Raw genomic sequence first — 19952 nt, 5'->3', positions numbered from 1 at the left:
CGTCAAATGTGATCGTCTCGAACGTCGAGGGCATCTCGCAAGCCGTCGCCGATGAAGTTGAAGCTGGTCACCGCGATCGTAATCGCCGCACCGGGAATGATGGCGAGCCATGGAGCGCTGGCCAAATATTGCTGGGCGCCATTGAGCATGTTGCCCCAGCTCGGCATCGGCGGCTGGATTCCGTAGCCGAGAAAACTGATATAGGCTTCCAGAAGAATGGCGCGGGCGACCGCCAGGCTCGCGGCGACGATGATTGGGCCCATCGCATTGGGCAGGATCTCGCGGAACATGATATGCCTGCGGCTCAGCCCCACCATGCGCGCAGCCTGGACAAACTCGCGCTCGCGCAGCGAACGGACCTCGGCTTCGACGATTCTGGCGGTCTCCATCCAGCTCGTGACGGCAATGATCACGGTGATCATCACCGCGCTGGGCCGCAGTGTTGCGGCCAGGGCCAGGACGAGGAAGATCGAGGGATAGGAAAGGAAGCCGTCCACCGTGCGCATCAGCGCCGCCCCGACCCAGCCTCCCCGATAGCCCGCCGTCACGCCGACCAGCGTGCCGATCAGCGTCGACAGCAGCATCGCCGAGAATCCCACCAGCAGCGAGACCTGCCCGGCCATCAATAGCCGCGCCGCCAAATCACGCCCAAGCGGGTCAGTGCCGAAATAGTGATTACCGCTGAGAGGTGGAGCAAAGCGGGCGCGCAGATCGATCTGGAGCGAGTCGTATGGCAACACATAGGGACCGATGGCGCACGCCAACACAAGCAGGGTGATCATCGCGATCCCCACGAGCGCCAGATGATGACGCATGAAGCGGTACACCGCGCGGCTGTGCCACCAGCGAGTTGGAGTTGCATGGACGGCAATGGCGGTCATATCTGCTGCCTCCTGTTAACAGGCGTGGGTCCGCGGGCTCAGGCCAGGCGGATGCGCGGGTCGACGGTAGCGATGACGATGTCTGCGACCAGATTGCCCAGCACGACCAGGATGGCTGAGAATATCAGTAGGCCCATTACGACCGGATAGTCGCTATAACCGAGGCTATCGAGGAACAACCGGCCCATTCCCGGCCAAGTAAAGACCGTCTCGGTAACCAATGCGCCGGTCAGAATGCTGGGCAGTTGCATCCCTGCCAGCGTGATCATCGGCAACAGCGCATTGCCGACCACATGTTTCAGCAAGATGCGGCGCTCGCTTACGCCCTTGGCGCGAGCCGTCTTGATGAAATCCTGGCTTAGCGCGTCGAGTGTCGCCGTGCGCATGTAACGGCTCCAGATCGCGACATGAACCAGCGACAGCACCAAGCTCGGCAAGATCAGGTGATGCAGATAGTCCAGCACCGAGCCGTCGCCGATCGTGTACATGTTGCCTGCAGGAACCCAACCGAGTTTCAGCGTGAAGATGTAGATGCCGATGAGGCCGAACCAGAAGGTTGGGACCGACAGCGCGACCATGGCACCGACCGTCGCGCAATAGTCGAAGAGAGAATAGCGGTGGGTGGCGCCGCGGATGCCAATCCAGGAGCCAATCGCGATCGCAAGTGCGGTAGACGTCCCCATGAGCAGCAGCGTCGCCGACAGATGCCGTCCAATCACCGTCAACACCGAAGAGCCGTCCCGGAAGGAGTGTCCCCAGTCACCCTGAATTAACCGCCAAGCCCAGTCGAGGTACTGAATCCATAGCGGCCGGTTCAGCCCTAGCTGCTCTGCAAGTCGCTCCACGTCCTTCTGGGTCATGCCGGGATCAAGCCCGAATTGCGCAAGAGGACCGCCCGGCATGAGATTGAGAACCGTAAAGCCGATGATCGAGACGATCACCAGCAGCACGATGCTTTGCGAGAGACGATTGAGCAGGAATCCCGACATTCGAGTCTCCATTTTACCTTGATAGGGCCAGTCGGTCGCCGCACCTGGCTAGGCCGGCCTCGGGCGTCGATACGTCAACTCGCCCAATGCCAAGCCAGCGCGTTCCAGGATTCCGTGCGCGTGTTGCCGTTTGGCATGACCCCCGAAATCCCCTTCTTTTGACCCTGGACCGAATTGCTCTGGTACAGCGGAAGGAACGGCAGGTCCTGACGGACAAGCTCTTGTACGCGATGATAGATCGCGCGCCGCGCTTCCGGATCGAAGGTGCGAGCTCCCTTGTCGAGCAAGGCATCGACTTCCGGATTGGCGTATTGCGCGTTGTTCGAACCACGCCCGCCCTTTGCGGCGATCGAACGTGAGTGCAGGCGATTGGTAACGTCCGGGTCTGCCCCGATCAGATACGTGCTGCCGACGATCACGGAATCGAATTGCGATTGCTGCCAGAACTCGCCCCACATCACGGCGGCAGGCAAGTTCGATATCTTCATCTCGACACCTAACTGTGCAAATGTCTGCTGCAGGAACTGCTGCGCCTGCTCGCGAAGCGGATCTCCTGACGTGGTCGAGTTGGCGAAGGACAGGCGGACGCCGCCTTTGGCGCGAATGCCATCCCGTCCGGGCACCCAGCCGGCCTTGTCGAGGATCTTGCGCGCGCGGTCCAGATTATACTCGTGTGCCGGCAGGTTGGGGTTGTAGTACAAGGATTGCTTCGGCATGAAGGTTTCCGTCGGCGCCGGCACTCCGTAATAGAGTCCCTGGATGATCGCCTCCTTGTCGATCGCCGCGTAGAGCGCCTCGCGAACCGCCAGTTCCTTGAACTGGGGACGCTCGAGATTCAGGTAAAAGGACTCGAATGAGGCCCTTGGAACCAGGGTCACAACGCGGTTCGGCAGCGTCTTGGCTTCCCGATAATGGTCAGGGGTGATGTAAGGCTGCCCCACGAGATCCACATCGCCGCTCTTGAACTGAGTGTAGAGGACGGTGAGATCGGGAATGTATTTGAAGACCAGCCTCTCGATGTGAGGGCCTTCACCGAAATATTCGAGGTTAGCCACGAGCTCAAGATGATCGCCCGGGACCCGCTTGCCCCACTTGAATGCGCCGGTGCCGACCGGGGCCTGATTGAAGGCGGCGTTGCTTGGATTGGCCTCCTTCTCGAGGATGTGCTTGGGGACGATGAAGGTTTCGGTCAGGAACGACAAGTATGGCGCAAAGGCCTCTTCCATTCGCCACGAGATCTCCGTGGGCGAGATCACCGTGATGTCGCGCACGAGCGCATGGCCGGCCGTGCGCCAACTCCGGAAGTTGGGGTTCATGATCAGTTCGAGGGTGAACTTCACATCCTCGGCGCTGAAAGGCTTGCCGTCATGCCAACGGACATCGTCACGCAAACGAATACGCCATTTGAGGCCGTCCTCCGAAATGCCGCCGTTCTTTTGGTTCGGCACTTCCACGGCGAGGTTGGGCTGAATGACGCCTTGTGGATCGATGCGGAAAAGCGCGTCGAAAACCGAGAAATGCACGCCATCATCGACTTCAATGTGTGCCATCAGCGGATTGAATACAGTTGGCTCTTGACCGAGTCCGACGATCACGCGGCCGGTCGGCTTTGCTGTAGAAGTGCGAGCAAGGGCAGGCTTGCCCAAGAGATTTGGCGCGAAGACGCTGGCAGCTCCGCCGATCGCCACCATTCGCAGAGCATCGCGCCGCGAGTAGTTCGAAGTCGCAGAACGCTTGGTCATAACGTCTCTCCTCCCTTGTGGTGTCCGACGTGGCCTTCGTCTCGAGGCATGCTCCCGTGCTGCTCGCCGGGGATCGCTGCCACCAGTTCTCGCGTGTAGCTGGATTTCGGCTCGAGGAAGATTTGGGACGGCGGTCCGCGCTCGACGATCTGTCCGCGATGCATGACGGCGATTTCATCGCAGATCTGGCTTGCGACGCGCAGGTCATGGGTGATGAAAATCATAGAGACGCCCGTCTCCCGCTGAATCTGGTCCAGCAGCTTCAAGATCTGGGCCTGGATCGACACGTCGAGCGCAGAGACCGCTTCGTCGGCAATCAGCAATTTCGGCTTGAACATCAGCGCCCTTGCGATGCCAATGCGCTGACGCTGACCGCCGGAGAACTCGTGGGGATAGCGGTCAAAGGCGCCTGAATCCAGCCCGACATGGGACAGGAGTTCCCGAGCCCGCTCACAAGCCTCATTGTAGGGCATCCCATGCGCGACCGGACCAACTGTGAGGATGTGCCCGACCGTTGATCGCGGATTGAGCGACGCAAAGGGATCCTGGAAGATCATCTGGATTTTTGGCCGCAGCGACCGAAACTCGGCTTCGGAAAGCCTAGCGATGTCGTGGCCCTCGAACACAAGCGAACCGCTATCGCACGCCATGAGCTTGATCAGCAGCCGTCCGAGCGATGATTTGCCCGAACCGCTTTCCCCGACAACGCCCAGCGTGCGGCCCGACGTGAGATCGAACGTCACGCCGTTGACCGCGGGCACGATGCGCCGCTTGCCGAACAGCGCGCTGCCGCTGCGATAGGTTTTTGCCAGGCATTCAACCTTAAGGATCGATAACCGGTCCGCGGCTTGCAACGGAACACGGTCCTTGCCGGTCAGATGCGGCACGGCCGCGATCAGGCGTCGCGTATAGAGATGGCTAGGTGACTTCAGGACCTGCTCGGCGCTGCCCTGCTCCACGCAATGGCCCTTCTCCATCACGACGACGTAATCGGCAATTTCCGCCACAACCCCGAAGTCATGGGTGATGAACATGACGCTCATTCCCTTGCGGCGCTGAATGTCGCGGATCAACTGAAGGATCTGCGCCTGGGTCGTCACGTCCAGCGCGGTGGTCGGCTCGTCCGCAATCAGGATCGCGGGCTCGAGAGCCAGGGCCATGGCGATCATCACCCGCTGCCGCTGCCCGCCCGAAAGCCGGAATGGGTACTGGTGATACATCAGCTGCGGATCGGGCAGGCCCACTTCACTCAACAGCTCGATGGCTCGGCTGCGACGGGATTTCGGCGTCCCAACATCGTGCGCCGCCATCACCTCCTCGATCTGCGCACCCACGGTCATCAGTGGGTTGAGCGCTGAGAGAGGGTCCTGAAAGATCATCGACACGACCCGGCCGCGAAGGCTGCGGAGTTTGTCGGGCGAGAGGCCGACGATGTTCATTCCATCGAGGTGGATCGCACCCGAAGAGACACGGATCACCTTCGGCAGGAGCCCCATGATCGCATTGGCGGTAACCGACTTACCCGATCCAGATTCACCGATGATACACAGGATCTGACCACGCTTCAGATCGAAGGAGATGTTTTCGACGGCGTAGGCCCGCTCCATTCTTCCCGGCAGACTTACGGTCAGGTCGCGCACCGAGAGCGCCACATCGGCGGGGGTTACAGCCTGGATGCCAGAGCCCATAAGGCAATCCTCCCCTTTCAAGCTGGTCCGATCTTGCTGATGCGGGCCGGGCCTTCGGCTCCTCGCGTCCCCGCGCTCCCTGGACAGCTCAACAATTCGCCGCTCAAATTGCCATTCCTTCATTGGAAGCCGGGACATGATTCAGGCCCGCTTGCGCAATAAGCAAGAGCGGATGCTCAGATCGTAGCGCCGGCAAGGTTGGCCACCGCCACCGCGAGGAAGCCGATAGAGCATCGGCAGCTCTATCGCTTCCACCAAGGTCTGCTCCTGGACAAGGCTCATGCAGTTCGCCTCCTCGGACATCGACCTATTGATCGAGCTTGAATGGTTTCGATCGAGCTTGAATGGTTCTCCCGATTTTGACGACTTCAATCACCCTGGAGTCGCCGAAACGCGGCATCCGGGCAGCACGAACTTCTGAAAACGAAGTCCGATTTGGCATTTCAGTCTGCATCGCGAGACCCGCTGACGCGCGCCGGATCAATGCTTACTTGTCTCGTGGCCTCCCCGATTGCGGATGGTGTGCTTCGGTCTCCACACTGCGACCTGCGGTGCAAGCCAAGTATTCTCGCAATAATAGCCTGTGTCCAAGGCGGCAAACCGCAGGATATTCCGTCCAATCGCGAAAGTCCGCGGGGGCTGCCGCACTTCCCCCGTTACGATACCGCAACCACGGGAGGTCCTCGCCCAATGAGCGCGCCGCTCATGCATATCGAATCCAGTCCAACCCTGCCTCAAGAGGCAGACGTCGTCGTCATCGGCGGCGGAGTGGTGGGGGTGTTCACGAGCTACTATCTCGCCCGTCGCGGCGTTAAGGTCGCGTTGCTTGAAAAGGGCCGTGTTGCTGCCGAGCAGTCCAGCCGCAACTGGGGATGGTGCCGCCAGCAGAACCGCGACGCGCGCGAGCTGCCAATTGCGACCAAGAGCCTCGATCTCTGGGAACGAGTTGCCCAGGAGACCGGTGAAGATACGGGTTTCCGCCGCTGCGGCCTTCTGTATTTGTCGAACGACGAAAAAGAGCTGGCAGGCTGGGCAAAGTGGCGCGATTTCGCCACGACCGCCGGCGTTACGACACACATGCTGAGCGCGGAAGAGGCGAGCGAGAGAGGCAAGACGACGGGCCGCAAGTGGAAAGGCGGCGTCTTCTCTCCAACCGACGGAACGGCAGATACCTCAAAGGCCGTGCCCATCGCCGCGCGTGCGATCATGGCGGCGGGTGGCACGGTGCACCAGCATTGCGCGGCTCGCGGCGTAGAGCTCAGCGCCGGCCGGGTCAGCGGCGTGGTGACCGAAGCGGGCACGATTCGGACGAAGACAGTAGTCATGGCAGGAGGCGCGTGGGCTTCTTCATTCTGCAACCAGCTCGGAATTCGCTTCCCACAGGCGTCCGTGCGCCAGTCCATTCTCGCCGTGGCTCCTGGCGCGGCCGGCCTGCCTGATGCCCTGCACACTGCGCTGGCGTCGCTCACGCGGCGTGGCAACGGCGGATACACGCTGGCAATCAGCGGGCGCGCGCGATTCGATCCCACGCCGCAGCAGTTAAGGTTCGGCCGCGAATTCCTACCCATGTTCGCACGACGGTGGCGAAGTCTTGCCCCTGGGGCCTTCGAAGGCTTTCGGCAAGGCCATGAAACCTTGGCGAAATGGGCGCTCGATGAGGTGACTCCGATGGAGCTGAACAGGATACTTAGTCCCCGTCCCGACATGAGGCAGATTCGGCTGACACATCAACGAGCTTGCCAGTTGGTGCCCAAACTCCGGGACGTCGCAATCTCAAACATCTGGGCCGGCTACATTGACAGTACGCCGGACGGCATTCCGGCAATCGGTGAGATTGAGTCAATTCCAGGCTTCATCCTTGCGGCGGGATTCAGCGGTCACGGTTTCGGGATTGGTCCCGGCGCGGGACATATGATCGCCGACATCATTACGGGTAGCGCACCGATCGTCGACCCGCGCCCCTACAGGCCGGAGCGGCTGAAAATGAGCGCCTGGGGCAAGGTCAGCGAGTTCTAAGATCCAGTCGTCCGCCCCGGTGGGAAAAGATACCGGTTGGTGCTATGACAATGCGAATGACGCTGAAGCATCAAAGCCTTGACGCCGTTGTCGCCCCTATCCCATGGCCCTGCTATGAAGCTCGATAAGATCGACATCCGGATTTTATGCGAACTGCAGAAGAACGGGCGGATTTCCAACGTCGAGCTCTCGGAGCTGATAAACCTTTCGCCTAGCCCGTGTCTGATGCGCGTCAAGAGGCTCCAGACAGAGGGGTTCATCACCGGCTATTCCGCCCAGATCGACGTCTCCAAGCTCGGCCAAACTCTGACCGTGTTTGCCGAAATCACCCTGAAGAATCATCGGCAGATCGATTTCGCTCGCTTTCTCACGACGATCGAGAAGATCGATTCCGTCGTCGAATGCCATCTCGTTTCGGGTGGGTACGACTATCTAGTAAAATTCATCACGGCAGGGATCAGCGAATACCAGGCGGTCATGGAACGCCTCGTGGAGATGGATATCGGCATCGACAAATACTTCAGCTTTGTCGTGCTGAAATCCCCCATCGTGAAATCCCATCTGCCGCTTGAAAGCATCTTCAGTAGCTGAGGAACAGCGGTGATTATCCTTTCATCGCCGCGCGCACGTCACTGTCTTCGAGCGTCTGGTCGAGCGTGGTCTTGGTCCGTTCAATGATGCCATCGATGTCCGCAGCCGTGCAGCAGAGCGGCGGGGCATAGCCCAGCACGCCCTGGGCAAAGGCGCGGATGACGAGGCCGTTGTCCCATGCGCGGTCGAAAATGCGGCGCGCAGGATCGGCCGCCACCGGCAGGGGCGTCTTACGTTCCTTGTCGGTGACAAGCTCGATTGCGGCGAGCATGCCACGACCGCGGACATCTCCGACGAGCGGATGATCGGCCAACGCGCGAAGGCCTTCCATCAGGCGGTGCCCGGCGTTCCGGCCGTTCTCCAGCAAGCCGTTTTCGTAGAGGTCAAGGCACGCAAGCCCGACGGCTGCGCTGACAGGGTGTGCGGAATAGGTGTAGCCGTGGCCGACGGCCGTCTTGCCGGCACCATTGGCAATCGAGTCGTAGACGCGGTCGGACATCAGAACGGCCCCCATCGGCACGTAGCCCGAGGTCAGCCCCTTTGCCGTGGTCATGAGATCCGGCACGACGTCATCCTCTTCACAGGCGAAGAGCGGACCGACACGGCCAAAGCCGGTGATAACCTCATCGGCAACGAACAGAATATCGTGCTCCTTGCAAACAGCGTGCATTTCCTTCAGCCACGACGGCGGCGGAACGAGGACGCCTCCCGAGCCCTGGATCGGCTCGACATAGAAGGCAGCAACGCGATCAGCTCCGAGCTCGGCGATCTTGGCCCGCAGGGCCGCGACCGACGCAGCAATGATCGCCGGGGGATGGGTACCAATCGGATTGCGATAGGCATAGTGCGAGGGAATCTTGTGCTGCCAGCTATAGGGTACTCCAAAACCCGTGTGAAAAGCGGGCAACGCGGTCAAGCCAGACCCCGCGGTCGACGATCCATGGTAGCCGTGCTCGACGGAAATGAACTGGTCCTTCTGTGGTGTACCCTTGGAATGATAATAGTACCGGATGAATCGGATCGTGCTGTCGACGGCATCCGAGCCACCCAAGGTGAAATAGACATGGTTCAGATCACCGGGCGCCAATTCGGCCAGCCTGGCGGCCAGCCGGATAGCCGGCTCGGAGCCTAGTCCGAAATAGCCCGTCGCATAAGGCAGTTCGCGGAGCTGCCTCGCCGCCGCTTCAACGATGCTATCTTGTCCGTACCCGGCGTTGACACACCACAGGCCGGCGAACCCGTCGAGCAATTGGCGTCCCGAGGCATCGGTCAGGGTCGCGCCCTTCGCCGATTTTAACATCCGCACACCTAACGCCTCATGGCTTCGGTAGGATGCGACCGGGTGAACCAGATGCGCGCGATCCAGCTCGATCAGCGAATTGCTTAACATGTCGACCTCCATATCAACCCGAAAACAAATTAGGATATCGAGGCCAGCAGTTCCTCCCAAGCTGAGCCTGGATCAAAGGAGTTTTGACTTTCATTGGTGATTGACGCCGCATCTAATGCCGGAGCAGGTCCAGCGCCTGGCGGTGCTGCTCAATTCGAAAGGTTGCCCGGCGCAACTCTCTGCCAAAGCTTCGACCCGATACGACACAATCTGCTTCCGGCTCCCGCGAAAGCGGCGCTTTATCATGCGAGATGATCATTATGATGCTTGTCGTACCGGCACGCAGTGCCGAGAGGATTGGAGGATTCCACGTCATGACGAAGTTCCGACCGAAATACATCACCTTCGATTGCTACGGCACGCTGACGAATTTCGACATGGCCGGTGCGGCAAGGAGAGTCTACGGCTCCCAGCTTCCCGCCACGACGATGGCAAATTTCATCAAGGATTTCGCTGCCTATCGCCTGGACGAGGTTCTTGGCGCGTGGAAACCGTACTTCGAGGTCGTGCATAATTCGGTAGAGCGTACGTGCAAGCGCAATGGTGTTGTATTTCGGCCGGAGGATGCCCAGCGCATCAACGAAGAGATCCACACATGGGGCCCACATCCTGACGTCCCGGCGGGTCTGGCCAAAGTTGCGAGGGAGATTCCCCTGGTCATCCTGTCGAACTCCATGAAGAACCTCATCATGTCGAACGTGGAGAAGCTCGGCGCGCCCTTCCACACGGTGATCACGGCCGAGGAAACCGGCGCCTACAAGCCGCACATGAAGGGCTTTGAGTACATGTTTGACAAGCTGGGCTGCGGTCCGGAAGACATCACCCACGTCTCATCCTCGTTCCGCTACGACCTGATGACGGCCTATGACTTGGGCATCAAGAGCAAGGTCTGGGTGAACCGCGGTCACGAGCCCGCGAATCCCTTCTATGAATACACCGAGGTCGCTGACATCGGGGGGCTGGCCGCGGCAGTCGGCTTGGAGCCGTTTCGTAAGAGCGCGTGAAGCTTATTTCTTTCGCGATCGTTCGCAGCGCTCTAGGTCTTAAGCTGCAATAACGATCGATGCATTTGTGAAGAAGAAAGGGGGGCGGTTCGACCGCCCCCTTTCTTGTTTCAGCTACCGGTCCGAAGGATCGCTCAGTCCAACCCCCCGACATGGAGCGCCTTGATCTCGAGATATTCGTCTATCCCGAGCTGGGAGCCTTCACGTCCCAATCCCGACTGCTTTACACCGCCGAAAGGCGCAACCTCCGTCGAGATCAGGCCGGTGTTCAGGCCGACCATGCCGAACTCCAGAGCCTCGGCAACACGCCATGAGCGCTTGAGGTTCTCAGTGTAGAAATATGCGGCAAGGCCGAACGGCGTGCCATTTGCGATCGCAATCGCCTCGTCCTCCGTCTCGAAGCGAAAGAGCGGTGCGACCGGACCGAAAGTCTCCTCCGAAGCGAGCAGCATCTCAGTCGTCGCGCCACCAAGCACGATAGGGCGCGCATACTGCCGATCTTCCGGCACCGTTTCACTCTGCGCGATGATCTTCGCGCCCTTGTCCAGCGCGTCGGTGACGTGCCGCCTGATCTTTTCGATCGCCGCGCCATTGATCATAGGCCCGATTGCGACCCCCTCTTCCGTGCCGGCGCCGACCTTCATTTTCGCGACCCGGCTGGCGAGCTTCTGTGCGAAGGCGTCGTAAATGCCTGATTGCACGAGAATGCGATTGCAGCAGACGCACGTCTGTCCACCATTGCGGAACTTCGATGCAATCGCGCCCTCGACGGCCCGGTCGAGATCGGCATCGTCAAAGACGATGAACGGCGCATTGCCGCCGAGCTCGAGGCTGAGCTTCTTGACGTTGTCGGCGGCGCCTTTCATCAGCAGCGCGCCCACGCGGGTCGATCCGGTGAACGAGATCTTGCGAACGGCTTCATTGGCCATCAGCTCCTTGCCGATTTCCGCCGGCATGCCGGTCACGATGTTGATCACGCCCGCGGGAATTCCCGCCCGCTCCGCCAGAACACCGATCGCGAGGGCCGAAAAGGGCGTGAATTCAGAGGGCTTGATGACCACGGTGCAGCCCGCGGCAAGAGCAGGCGCCACTTTGCGCGTAATCATCGCATTGGGGAAATTCCATGGCGTGATGATTCCGCAGACGCCGACCGGCTCTTTCAGAACCAGAATGCGGCGATCGATCGTGGGCGCCGGGATTGTCGATCCATTGATCCGGCGAGCCTCTTCCGCAAACCATTTGACGAAGGATCCCCCGTAACGGATTTCTCCGAGCGATTCAGCAAGCGGCTTGCCTTGTTCCAGCGTCAGCAGAAGCGCCAGATCCTGCTCATGACGTCGCATGAGCTCATACCAACGCTCCAGCAGCGCTGCACGTTCTGCATGAGACCTGGTCTTCCAACGTTTGAACGCATCAGCGGCGGCGTTGATTGCTGCCCTGGTCTCGTCACGCCCCATGTCGGGTATGGTGCCAAGCACTTTCTGGCTAGCGGGATCGATCACATCGACGGTAGCTTTCGTACTCGCATCCCGCCAATTGCCACCGATCAGCGCCTGTTGGCGAAACAGTTCTCTGTCCTTCAATGCTATCATGGACTTATTCCTTTGCTTTTTGGCCAAACCTGCCAACGCTACTTGGATTTGCAATTGGCGAGACAAGGCGGCTCATCCGAGCAATACAGGACCGCACGCCGCATTTTTCATTGAGAATGAATGGTCTGACGGTCGTTCAATGTGGTCAGACGCGGCCTCGCACGTCGATTATTCTGACGGATGCCTCGGGGCCGATCCGAGCATCGCCCTCAGTCGTAATGGCAGACGTAGATCTTTCGCACTGTCTCGATCGTGCGCCAGACCCCGACAAAGCCCGGTTTCATCACAAAGCTGTCGCCAGCCCGGTAAGTCTTCGTCTCACCGCCCTTTTCCTCAATTTCGACAAGACCCGAAATGATGTGACAGAACTCGCAGGTCGTGCCCTTGATGGAATGAGTCTCGCCGGGCGTAGCTTCCCAGACGCCGGTCAGCACCTTGTCGCTCTTCGAAGCGTCTTGCGCCCAGGTCTTGAATGATGGGTTACCTGAAATGAGCCGTTCCGGAGCGGGCACAGCGTTCTTCGGTGCGAAATCCGGATTAGTGTCGATGCTGATCAGAAGTGACATGGATTTTCCTGTTAGTAGCCGAGGGTTCGGTCGACAAGGCCGACCGGATTGCGTCCAGCACGGTGGCGCCGGATGTTTTCTATGACGGCTTGTGCTGCCGTATGCGGTTGCGTCACGGATGCGATATGCGGCGTGATGATCACCTTCGGATGGGACCAAAGAGGATGGCCTTCTGGCAGCGGCTCGGGATCGGTGACGTCAAGCATCGCTGCCGCCAGGTGCCCGCTGTCGAGCGCCTCGATGAGTGCGTTTTGGTCAAGCTGCGGGCCGCGGCCGACATGCAGCAGCCTCGCTCCCGCTGGCAACAGCGAAAAGAGCCTTGAGTTCAGGATACCGCTCGTTTGCTCCGTCAGGGGCAGAAGACAGACGAGGATATCCGTTCCTTGCAGAAAGTCGCCGAGCTGATCCTCGCCATGGAAGCAGGTGACACCCTCGACCACGTTCTTGCTGCGACTCCACGCGGCAAGGGGAAATCCAAATGGCTTCAAGCGATCGATCGCAGTTTGCGCCAGCATCCCAAGGCCCAGGAAGCCCACACGCCGATCAGTCACCTGGGACGTTGCAAGAGCTTGCCAAAGGCCCCTGCTCTGCTGCTCGCGATATGCAAGCATGTCGCGGTGGAGGGTCAGCACGCCAAGGACGACGTATTCCTGCATCATGCGTATGATGCCATCCTCGACCATGCGCACGAGTTTCACGTGGCCGGGTATCGCCTCCGCCTTGAACTGATCAACCCCCGCGCCGAGCGAAAAGAGCACTTCCAGATTACGAAAGCGCGAGACGTCGTCCGGCACATTCCAGGTCAGCAGGTAGCGTATCTTCTCCGGGTCGATAGATTCGCTACAATGGTAGAATTCCAGATCGGGGAGCTCGCGCGCAAAAGCCTGGCGGAAGACTGCCCCCCTGGCAGAATCAGAATTGAACAGAAATGCCATCGATGCACGCCCCTGTCTTCCTCGGCATGTCGACGACGCCGGGAAAAGCGATTAGCCTCGCGCGAGCCTTCACGGCGGCCCACTCTGCCTGCACGATTTGCCGAACATCGAGAGGGTAGCTGCAAGCCGGAGCTTTCCCTGCCGAATTGCGATGCAATACAAGCCGAAGATTTCGAAAAGACGGCCCAAACAGGGGAAACCTGCTGGGTTTCCGTGCAATACTGTGGCGAAATAGCCTGCTGCCCTATTGTCGTGGGAGGACAAAAGGCGCGATGTGCCAGAGACCAGCATCCGCGAGAAGAACGGACGAATTGAAATGGGGCGAACGGTACGCGTAAAGTCGTTTGAACTGGCCGCGAGGGACATCAACGACGTTGATGTGAAGCTACTGCATGCTCTTTCCATCGCGGTTGGCTGGCCACATCGGCCCAAGGACTGGGATTTCCTGCGACGCGCCGGACAAGGCATCGTCGCTGTTGATGGCATCGGGCGCGTTTTCGGCAGCGCGATGTGGTTCCCCCATGGGCGCGAATTCGCCACCGTCGGTTTGGTGATCACATCGCCCCGTACCCAGGCACAAGGTACTGGCCGCTGGCTCATGAAGCAGGTGTTTGAGCGGTGTGGCGAGCGGAATTTGAGCCTGAACTCGACCGACGCAGCCTATCATCTTTACCTTTCGCTGGGCTTCAGGAAGGAAGCAGTCGTGTATCAGTGGCAGGGTGAGGTCATGTCACCCGTCCCGCCAGTGCCAGTTCTGGACGGTGAATTGACATCGCTGGCCGCGCAGAATGTTGAAGAAATCGCAGCACTGGATGAGCGAGCATTCGGAACAAGCCGTCAGAGGTTGCTTGCATTGCTTTCAGAGGGCGCGTCAATTTGCGTTCTGCGCCGCGGCGGGGAGATCTCCGGCTATTCCATGCAGCGCGAATTCGGACGTGGTCACGTGATCGGCCCGATCGTCGCCAGCAATGATCGTGACGCGATCCATCTCACGGCCGTGCATCTCAAAGATCTCGTCGGACGGTTCGCCCGGGTCGATACGCGGGAGCAGACGGGTCCGTTTGCCGACTTCCTTCAGCAGAGCCGTCTCGGTATGATCGACACTGTCACGACCATGTCCAAAGGGCGCCGATTTCTCAACCGAAAGGAAAACGAATCGTGGGTCTACGGATTAGCCGGGCACGCGTTGAGCTGAGGCGTCCATTTCGCTCGCCCTGCTGTCCGATCTCACGATGCGCAAGGGACGGGATCAATTGATCTGCGCGCTGTACCTCACGGCGTGAAGAACCAACCGTCGAACATAAGCCCCCGAATGTCAGCAACTCCCAAACCCCTGGGTTCGACCCTCAACAGTTTCAGATAATGCGAGACAAGCAATCAGGTTGCATTCTTGTGAGTGGCGTCTGGGCATACAAGTAGGACGATGCTCCCGGGGGACCTCTCTTGGTCGGCTTGCTGACGACGGGCACTCGCTAATCTTGTCGCACGGTTGATCGCCTTGCTGATGAATGACTGTTGCGACAGACATCTCGAACCTTGCAACCTAGTCGCGGCAGACGCTACGGCCTGACGCCACCCGCGCCGAAGGCTCGCAGCACGAGGAAGGTCGTCAAGCGCAAGCGCTGACTGCGGGCGCCGCGGCCGCCCGAGCCTTTGGAGACCGTGCCGCGCTCACGGATAAGGGCAATAGCCCGCCGATTTCTACGCTGGGCTACGCCAGTGCCCTCTCGTCAGCAAATAGCAGTTTTCCTTCGCGGGGCGTTGATTCAAATGAAGACGCGACGACCGAAAGAGCAGCCACTGGACCAAAACGTGAGATCAAGCAGGGGTATTTGCGCGGGACAAAGTACCAGCGTTCCGCCGTGAGTAACAATGTGGGAGTGAGAAGTCGCGGAAATACTTTTTGTATCAACGGCTTATTGCCGTTGGTGCGCTCGGAGGGACTCGAACCCCCACGATTTTACTCACTGCCACCTCAAGGCAGCGCGTCTACCAATTCCGCCACGAGCGCTTGGGACACCGGCTGGATGAAGCTCCGGCCGGATCAACGGCGCCGATGTAACAAATCAGGGATGGGGGGACAAGGAAGTTTTGTGCTCCGATAACTACCTGACATCAGGGGATTTCGGCAGCATCTGCTTGACTTCGACCGCGATGCGGTTGCGGTCCACCAGGACGACGCCGGAAGCCACCGGCAGGTTGTTGGCGAGGATCTTGACCTCATCCGCCTCGGTGGCGTCCAGTTCGATGATGGCGCCGCGGGAGAGCCGCATCACCTGGTGGATGGGCATGGTCGTGGTGCCGAGCACCACCATGAGATTGACGCTGACTTTATCGAGGGTCGCCACTTCTGAACCGCCACAGAGGGACTAGATTGCTGTGGTTCCACCTGACCACGTTATGGTTAGCCAATGGTTAATGACCGCCAAAGCCTTGATTTGACGACATTCGCGCGTGCCCAGGGCGGCGGCGAGGTCGAATGGCGGATTTCGGCCGGTTCCGCGCCCTACCGCGAGACCGTGGCCGAGATGGAGGCCCGCGCTGCCGCGATCGCCGAGGGAAAGGCGACCGAGCTGGTCTGGCTTTTGGAGCATCCCCCGCTCTACACGTCCGGCACCAGCGGCAAACCGACCGACCTGCTCGACCCGCGCTTTCCGCTGTTCACCACCGGCCGGGGCGGCCAGCTCACCTATCACGGGCCCGGCCAGCGGGTGGCCTATGTCATGCTCGACCTGAAGCGGCGGCGGCCCGACGTGCGCGCCTATGTGGCGGGCCTGGAAGAATGGATCATCCGCACGCTTGACGCCTTCAACGTCCGCGGCGAGCGGCGCGAAGATCGCGTCGGGGTCTGGGTCAGGCGCCCGGACAAGGGGGTTGGCTACGAGGACAAGATCGCCGCGATCGGCGTGCGGCTGCGTCGCTGGGTGTCGTTCCACGGTATTGCCATCAATGTCGAGCCGGACCTGTCGCATTTCTCCGCCATCGTGCCCTGCGGCGTCGCCGACCCGCGCTACGGCGTCACCTCGCTGGTCGATCTCGGCCTGCCCGTGACGATGGAGGACGTCGACGTCGCGCTCCGGCAGGCTTTTGAACAGGTGTTCGGGGCAACCAGTGCGCGCCTGCCGGAAGCGACCCCCTGAAACAACCGCTGCGCTGCCGCAAGGTCTTCCGCGGCAGCGATCTGCGCCACATATCCAGAGGCAGGCACGGTTGTGCAGAGGAGGTCGCGATGACGTCGCACAGGCTTCCCTTCGAGAACCGGTGGACCAACAACGCCAACGCCCTGCAATGGAATTGCGAACTCGACCGCCTGGGCGTGGCGAACGTCCGGGCCATGCTCGTTGATCACGAAACCCGGCATCCCAACCGGCGGAACGTCGTGCTCGACGTTCCGGCCGGCTTTGTCCGGGACTGGCTGGCGTTCCAGGATCGGCGCGCGGCCCGGCAACAATTGCTCTGGCGGGCAACCGTCATCGCACTCTCGGCTGTCGCCGCGACGGCGGCCGTGCTCGGCTTGTTAAGGGCGTGACGCATTGCCCGCCGACGAGGTTCAGGTCGCCTTCCGTGCGACTTCGAGCTTCGCTGCGATATAGCGGCGCTCCTGGGTCAGCCCGCCGAAACCGTAGGCGTCGCCCTTCACCTCGTCGACATGGGCGTAGCTCTCCTCGTGCAGCGGTCCGAGCAGCTCGCCCATGCGCTGGAACAGCGCGGCGAGATAGGCCGCCTTCTCGTCCTTGGTGTTGGTGCCCTCGCTGACGTGAACGTCGAGCCAGAAGCTCGCGAGGCTCTGCTCGGCGAGCGACTTGCCGCCGGCGAACCAGTCGGCGGCGTCGACAGCCTTCACGATGACGGCGGTGACCTTCGGGTCCTTGCGCAGGATTTGCGCGGTGAGATCGCTGACGGCGGAAGCGATCTCGGCCTTCAGCGCCGGCGTCTTGCGAACGGTGGAATAGGTAACGGTAATGAGCGGCATGGTCTTTCTCCTTCTCTGGCCGCGCTGACATTTGCGCTCCCCCGAAATCTAGACGCGCCTCCATCATTTTGGTATCTTATCTCTTCTCATATCAATGATAACGAACGGTGATGATGCTATGAGCCTGCTGGACATCGATACGGTGCAGGCGTTCCTGCGGGTCGCCGAGCTGCAGGGCTTTACGCGCGCGGCGGAAGCGCTCGGCACCACGCAGGCCGCGGTCAGCATGAAGCTGCAGCGGCTGGAGAGTGTGACCGGCAAGCGGCTGGTCGAGCGTTCACCGCGCGCGGTGGCGTTGACCGCTGAGGGCGCCGCGTTCCTGCCCCATGCCCGCGCATTGATGGAGGCGCATGACCGGGCGCTGTCGGGCGATGCGCCGGCGCGCCAGCAATTATCGCTCGGGATAAGCGATCACGCCGCCGGTGGCGAACTGGTGCCGCTGCTGGAACACCTGCATGCGATGTCATCGCAACTGGCGCTTTCCGTGACGATCGGCTTTTCGCGCCAGATGCTGGACGCCTACGATGCCGGTGAACTTGACGCCGTGGTGGTGCGGCAGGAAGGCAGCCGCCGCGGCGGCGAGAAGCTCGCGGAAGACAGTTTCGGCTGGTTCGCCACCAAACGCCTGGCCTGGCGCCGCGGCGAAACGCTGCCGCTGGCCACGCTGGCGCCGCCCTGCGGCGTGCGTGCCCTCGCCGTCCGCGCCTTGGACAAGGCCGGCATCGCCTGGAACGAAAGTTTCATCGGCGGCGGCGTCACTGCGGTGGTCGCCGCCGCATTGGCCGGCCTCGCCGTCGCGCCGCTGGCCCGCCGGATCGCGCCGCCGGGCCTGGTCGATATCGGGCCGGCCGAGGGGCTCCCGCGCCTGCCCTCCTCCAAGGTGATGCTGCATTCAAAGGTCAGCGATCCGGCCAAGCGGATGGCCCTCCGGACGCTGGCGGCGACCTTCAAAGGCGTGGCCGCCGGGCGGTAACCCACCATTTCGTTAAAAAGCCCAACTGCCATGGAACCAATCGGCGCGACACGCGTTTGCGCCAGTTAAATGGGCAGGTCGGATGTCGAAGAAGGATCAGCAGCGGCAAAGGGATTTGCTCGAAAGCGAACGTAATTTCCGACTCCTGGTTGAAGGTGTTGCCGACTACGCGCTTTACATGCTGGATCCGACCGGTGTCATCACGAGCTGGAACATCGGCGGCGAGCGGATCAAAGGCTACGCTCCCACCGAGATCATCGGGCAGCACTTTTCCCGCTTCTATACCGACGTCGACCGTGCCAACGGCAAGCCGGCCCGCGCGCTTCGCATTGCCCGGGAACAGGGCCGCTACGAGGACGAAGGCTGGCGCGTCCGCAAGGACGGCACGTTCTTCTGGGCCAGCGTCGTCATCGATCCCATCTATGAAGACGGCCGCCTCGTCGGCTTCGCCAAGATCACCCGCGACATCACCGAGCGCCGCGATGCCCAGCTCAAGCTCGAGCAGATGCACAAGCAGCTGGCGGAATCGCAGAAGCTTGACGCGCTCGGCCAGCTGACCGGCGGCGTCGCTCACGACTTCAACAATCTCCTGATGATCATCAGCGGCAGCCTGCACACGCTGAAGAAAGTGGTCGGCGATGACGCCAAATGCCAGCGGGCGCTGTCGGCGATCGAGGCAGCGACCAAGCGCGGCGCTTCGCTGACCAGCCAGTTGCTGACATTCGCGCGTCGGCAGAGCGTCAATCCGCAGGCGGTCGACGTCGCCGAGCGGATCGACGCGGTACGTGAAGTGCTCGATGCCGCCGTCGGCAGCGCGGTGACCCTGAGGTTCGACGTCGGACCGGGCATCTGGCCGGTCATGGTCGACGTTACCGAATTCGAGACGGCCCTTGTCAATCTTGTGATCAATGCGCGTGACGCGATGGCCGGCGGCGGTGTCATCACGATCTCGGCGCACAACGAGACGTCCGCCGGCGAAGCCGATACGAGCGGCCATGTCGCAATCTCGGTGAAGGACACCGGCAGCGGCATCGCGCCCGATGTGCTCGGCAAGATTTTCGACCCGTTCTTCACCACCAAGCCGATCGGCAAGGGCACCGGTCTGGGCCTGTCGCAGGTTCATGGCTTCGCGCATCAGGCCGGCGGCACGGTCAAGGTGACGAGCGAGCTCGGCAAGGGCTCCAGGATGACGATGCTGCTGCCGCGGAAGAACGGGCCGCCTGCGGCCGAGGACGTCAACGCGGTCGAAACCGGCGGCAGCGGCACCGTACTGCTGGTCGAGGACAATCCTGACGTTGCCGCCGTCAGCACCGGCTTGCTCGAACAGCTCGGCTACACCGTCCGCCGGGTGGCAAATGCCGAAGCCGCGCTGCGCGAACTCGAACTCGACGGCATAGACCTCGTCTTCTCCGACATCGTGATGCCCGGCAAGATGGACGGCCTCGGTCTTGCCCGCCACCTGAAAGCGGTGCGGCCCAGGCTGCCGATCCTCTTGACCAGCGGTTACAGCGATGCGGCGCTGAACGTGCGCGGCGACTTTCCCATCCTGCGCAAGCCCTACGAAATCCACGAACTCAGCCAGGCGATCGCAAAACTGCCGCGCTGATCCACC

The 19952-nt window shown here is 61.0% G+C and carries 20 protein-coding genes and 1 tRNA gene; 9 read left to right on the top strand and 12 right to left on the bottom strand.

Annotated elements, in window-relative coordinates; translation table 11 throughout:
• Positions 1–2: 2 nt before the first annotated feature.
• From QA643_RS17060 to QA643_RS17040, 5 genes are all read right to left on the bottom strand, one after another.
• Entirely contained in the window at positions 3–881 is an 879-nt protein-coding gene (locus tag QA643_RS17060) for an ABC transporter permease (RefSeq protein WP_283034253.1), read from the bottom strand.
• A 38-nt stretch (positions 882–919) separates the two neighbouring features.
• Positions 920–1870 (bottom strand): ABC transporter permease, encoded by a 951-nt coding sequence (locus QA643_RS17055; protein ID WP_283034252.1) that lies wholly within the window; start codon positions 1868–1870, stop codon positions 920–922.
• A gap of 74 nt (positions 1871–1944) precedes the next feature.
• Positions 1945–3612, bottom strand: a complete 1668-nt coding sequence (locus tag QA643_RS17050) for a peptide ABC transporter substrate-binding protein (RefSeq protein ID WP_283034251.1) — start codon at positions 3610–3612, stop codon at positions 1945–1947.
• Positions 3609–5300: an ABC transporter ATP-binding protein gene (locus QA643_RS17045; protein ID WP_283034250.1), complete on the bottom strand. Its 1692-nt coding sequence runs from the start codon at positions 5298–5300 to the stop codon at positions 3609–3611. The genes QA643_RS17050 and QA643_RS17045 overlap by 4 nt, the downstream gene beginning before the upstream one ends.
• Positions 5301–5441: 141 nt before the next feature.
• Positions 5442–5582 carry a hypothetical protein gene (locus QA643_RS17040; protein WP_283034249.1) on the bottom strand — a complete coding sequence of 47 codons (141 nt, stop codon included), beginning with the start codon at positions 5580–5582 and terminating at the stop codon, positions 5442–5444.
• On the opposite strand from QA643_RS17040, the gene QA643_RS17035 reads away from it, so the two are divergent.
• From QA643_RS17035 to QA643_RS17025, 3 genes are all read left to right on the top strand, one after another.
• Complete coding sequence (locus QA643_RS17035; protein ID WP_283034248.1) at positions 5581–5721, top strand: hypothetical protein; 141 nt, start codon at positions 5581–5583, stop codon at positions 5719–5721. The two genes, QA643_RS17040 and QA643_RS17035, sit on opposite strands and share 2 nt — an antisense overlap.
• A 269-nt stretch (positions 5722–5990) precedes the next feature.
• Entirely contained in the window at positions 5991–7316 is a 1326-nt protein-coding gene (locus QA643_RS17030; protein WP_283034247.1) for an FAD-binding oxidoreductase, read from the top strand.
• Between the two features lie 114 nt (positions 7317–7430).
• Positions 7431–7907, top strand: coding sequence for an Lrp/AsnC family transcriptional regulator (locus QA643_RS17025; protein ID WP_057859868.1), 477 nt, complete (start codon positions 7431–7433; stop codon positions 7905–7907).
• A 13-nt stretch (positions 7908–7920) separates the two neighbouring features.
• Here QA643_RS17025 and QA643_RS17020 read toward each other — a convergent pair whose 3' ends face one another.
• Complete coding sequence (locus QA643_RS17020; protein ID WP_283034246.1) at positions 7921–9297, bottom strand: aspartate aminotransferase family protein; 1377 nt, start codon at positions 9295–9297, stop codon at positions 7921–7923.
• A 314-nt stretch (positions 9298–9611) separates the two neighbouring features.
• Here QA643_RS17020 and QA643_RS17015 point away from each other — a divergent pair, with 314 nt between their 5' ends.
• Entirely contained in the window at positions 9612–10301 is a 690-nt protein-coding gene (locus tag QA643_RS17015) for a haloacid dehalogenase type II (RefSeq protein ID WP_283034245.1), read from the top strand.
• 134 nt (positions 10302–10435) lie between these two features.
• Here the strand turns inward: QA643_RS17015 and QA643_RS17010 are convergent, their stop codons facing one another.
• The 3 genes from QA643_RS17010 to QA643_RS17000 form a co-directional block, all read right to left on the bottom strand.
• Positions 10436–11893 (bottom strand): NAD-dependent succinate-semialdehyde dehydrogenase, encoded by a 1458-nt coding sequence (locus QA643_RS17010; RefSeq protein ID WP_283034831.1) that lies wholly within the window; start codon positions 11891–11893, stop codon positions 10436–10438.
• A gap of 209 nt (positions 11894–12102) precedes the next feature.
• Positions 12103–12459, bottom strand: a complete 357-nt coding sequence (locus QA643_RS17005) for a cupin domain-containing protein (protein WP_283034244.1) — start codon at positions 12457–12459, stop codon at positions 12103–12105.
• An 11-nt stretch (positions 12460–12470) separates the two neighbouring features.
• Positions 12471–13394 carry a glyoxylate/hydroxypyruvate reductase A gene (locus QA643_RS17000; protein ID WP_283034243.1) on the bottom strand — a complete coding sequence of 308 codons (924 nt, stop codon included), beginning with the start codon at positions 13392–13394 and terminating at the stop codon, positions 12471–12473.
• A gap of 316 nt (positions 13395–13710) precedes the next feature.
• Between QA643_RS17000 and QA643_RS16995 the strand changes: the two genes are divergently transcribed.
• Positions 13711–14589: a GNAT family N-acetyltransferase gene (locus tag QA643_RS16995; RefSeq protein ID WP_283034830.1), complete on the top strand. Its 879-nt coding sequence runs from the start codon at positions 13711–13713 to the stop codon at positions 14587–14589.
• Between the two features lie 731 nt (positions 14590–15320).
• Here QA643_RS16995 and QA643_RS16990 read toward each other — a convergent pair.
• Both QA643_RS16990 and QA643_RS16985 read right to left on the bottom strand, forming a co-directional pair.
• A tRNA-Leu gene (locus QA643_RS16990) sits at positions 15321–15405 on the bottom strand.
• 94 nt (positions 15406–15499) lie between these two features.
• A complete protein-coding gene (locus tag QA643_RS16985; RefSeq protein ID WP_171712315.1) occupies positions 15500–15742 on the bottom strand; it encodes a FliM/FliN family flagellar motor switch protein in 243 nt (80 codons plus the stop codon).
• A gap of 63 nt (positions 15743–15805) precedes the next feature.
• Between QA643_RS16985 and lipB the strand changes: the two genes are divergently transcribed.
• Positions 15806–16534, top strand: a complete 729-nt coding sequence (gene lipB, locus QA643_RS16980; RefSeq protein WP_283034242.1) for a lipoyl(octanoyl) transferase LipB — start codon at positions 15806–15808, stop codon at positions 16532–16534.
• Positions 16535–16623: 89 nt separating this feature from the next.
• Positions 16624–16923: a hypothetical protein gene (locus QA643_RS16975; protein ID WP_283034241.1), complete on the top strand. Its 300-nt coding sequence runs from the start codon at positions 16624–16626 to the stop codon at positions 16921–16923.
• A 21-nt stretch (positions 16924–16944) separates the two neighbouring features.
• Here the strand turns inward: QA643_RS16975 and QA643_RS16970 are convergent, their stop codons facing one another.
• Positions 16945–17367, bottom strand: a complete 423-nt coding sequence (locus QA643_RS16970) for a 4-oxalocrotonate tautomerase family protein (protein WP_283034240.1) — start codon at positions 17365–17367, stop codon at positions 16945–16947.
• A gap of 118 nt (positions 17368–17485) precedes the next feature.
• Here QA643_RS16970 and QA643_RS16965 point away from each other — a divergent pair, with 118 nt between their 5' ends.
• On the top strand, positions 17486–18340 hold the full coding sequence (locus QA643_RS16965) for a LysR family transcriptional regulator (protein WP_283034239.1): 855 nt from the start codon (positions 17486–17488) through the stop codon (positions 18338–18340).
• 82 nt (positions 18341–18422) lie between these two features.
• Complete coding sequence (locus tag QA643_RS16960) at positions 18423–19946, top strand: PAS domain-containing sensor histidine kinase (protein ID WP_283034238.1); 1524 nt, start codon at positions 18423–18425, stop codon at positions 19944–19946.
• Positions 19947–19952 lie beyond the last annotated feature (6 nt).

The sequence above is a fragment of the Bradyrhizobium sp. CB3481 genome, from assembly GCF_029714305.1.
Lineage (GTDB): Bacteria > Pseudomonadota > Alphaproteobacteria > Rhizobiales > Xanthobacteraceae > Bradyrhizobium.
The sequence above is the reverse complement of the archived record's forward strand: the minus strand, read 5'-3'. Positions and strand labels throughout refer to the sequence as shown.

Bases quoted from the DNA above. Each gene is read 5' to 3' on its own strand.
- QA643_RS17020 (WP_283034246.1), bottom strand. From the start codon at position 9,297: ATGTTAAGCAATTCGCTGATCGAGCTGGATCGCGCGCATCTGGTTCAC.
- QA643_RS17025 (WP_057859868.1), top strand. From the start codon at position 7,431: ATGAAGCTCGATAAGATCGACATCCGGATTTTATGCGAACTGCAGAAG.
- QA643_RS17055 (WP_283034252.1), bottom strand. From the start codon at position 1,870: ATGTCGGGATTCCTGCTCAATCGTCTCTCGCAAAGCATCGTGCTGCTG.
- QA643_RS17010 (WP_283034831.1), bottom strand. From the start codon at position 11,893: ATGATAGCATTGAAGGACAGAGAACTGTTTCGCCAACAGGCGCTGATC.
- lipB (WP_283034242.1), top strand. From the start codon at position 15,806: ATGGTTAATGACCGCCAAAGCCTTGATTTGACGACATTCGCGCGTGCC.
- QA643_RS17015 (WP_283034245.1), top strand. From the start codon at position 9,612: ATGACGAAGTTCCGACCGAAATACATCACCTTCGATTGCTACGGCACG.
- QA643_RS16975 (WP_283034241.1), top strand. From the start codon at position 16,624: ATGACGTCGCACAGGCTTCCCTTCGAGAACCGGTGGACCAACAACGCC.
- QA643_RS17005 (WP_283034244.1), bottom strand. From the start codon at position 12,459: ATGTCACTTCTGATCAGCATCGACACTAATCCGGATTTCGCACCGAAG.
- QA643_RS17000 (WP_283034243.1), bottom strand. From the start codon at position 13,394: ATGGCATTTCTGTTCAATTCTGATTCTGCCAGGGGGGCAGTCTTCCGC.
- QA643_RS17030 (WP_283034247.1), top strand. From the start codon at position 5,991: ATGAGCGCGCCGCTCATGCATATCGAATCCAGTCCAACCCTGCCTCAA.
- QA643_RS17035 (WP_283034248.1), top strand. From the start codon at position 5,581: ATGCAGTTCGCCTCCTCGGACATCGACCTATTGATCGAGCTTGAATGG.
- QA643_RS16995 (WP_283034830.1), top strand. From the start codon at position 13,711: ATGGGGCGAACGGTACGCGTAAAGTCGTTTGAACTGGCCGCGAGGGAC.
- QA643_RS16965 (WP_283034239.1), top strand. From the start codon at position 17,486: ATGAGCCTGCTGGACATCGATACGGTGCAGGCGTTCCTGCGGGTCGCC.
- QA643_RS17040 (WP_283034249.1), bottom strand. From the start codon at position 5,582: ATGAGCCTTGTCCAGGAGCAGACCTTGGTGGAAGCGATAGAGCTGCCG.
- QA643_RS16970 (WP_283034240.1), bottom strand. From the start codon at position 17,367: ATGCCGCTCATTACCGTTACCTATTCCACCGTTCGCAAGACGCCGGCG.
- QA643_RS17050 (WP_283034251.1), bottom strand. From the start codon at position 3,612: ATGACCAAGCGTTCTGCGACTTCGAACTACTCGCGGCGCGATGCTCTG.
- QA643_RS17060 (WP_283034253.1), bottom strand. From the start codon at position 881: ATGACCGCCATTGCCGTCCATGCAACTCCAACTCGCTGGTGGCACAGC.
- QA643_RS17045 (WP_283034250.1), bottom strand. From the start codon at position 5,300: ATGGGCTCTGGCATCCAGGCTGTAACCCCCGCCGATGTGGCGCTCTCG.
- QA643_RS16960 (WP_283034238.1), top strand. From the start codon at position 18,423: ATGTCGAAGAAGGATCAGCAGCGGCAAAGGGATTTGCTCGAAAGCGAA.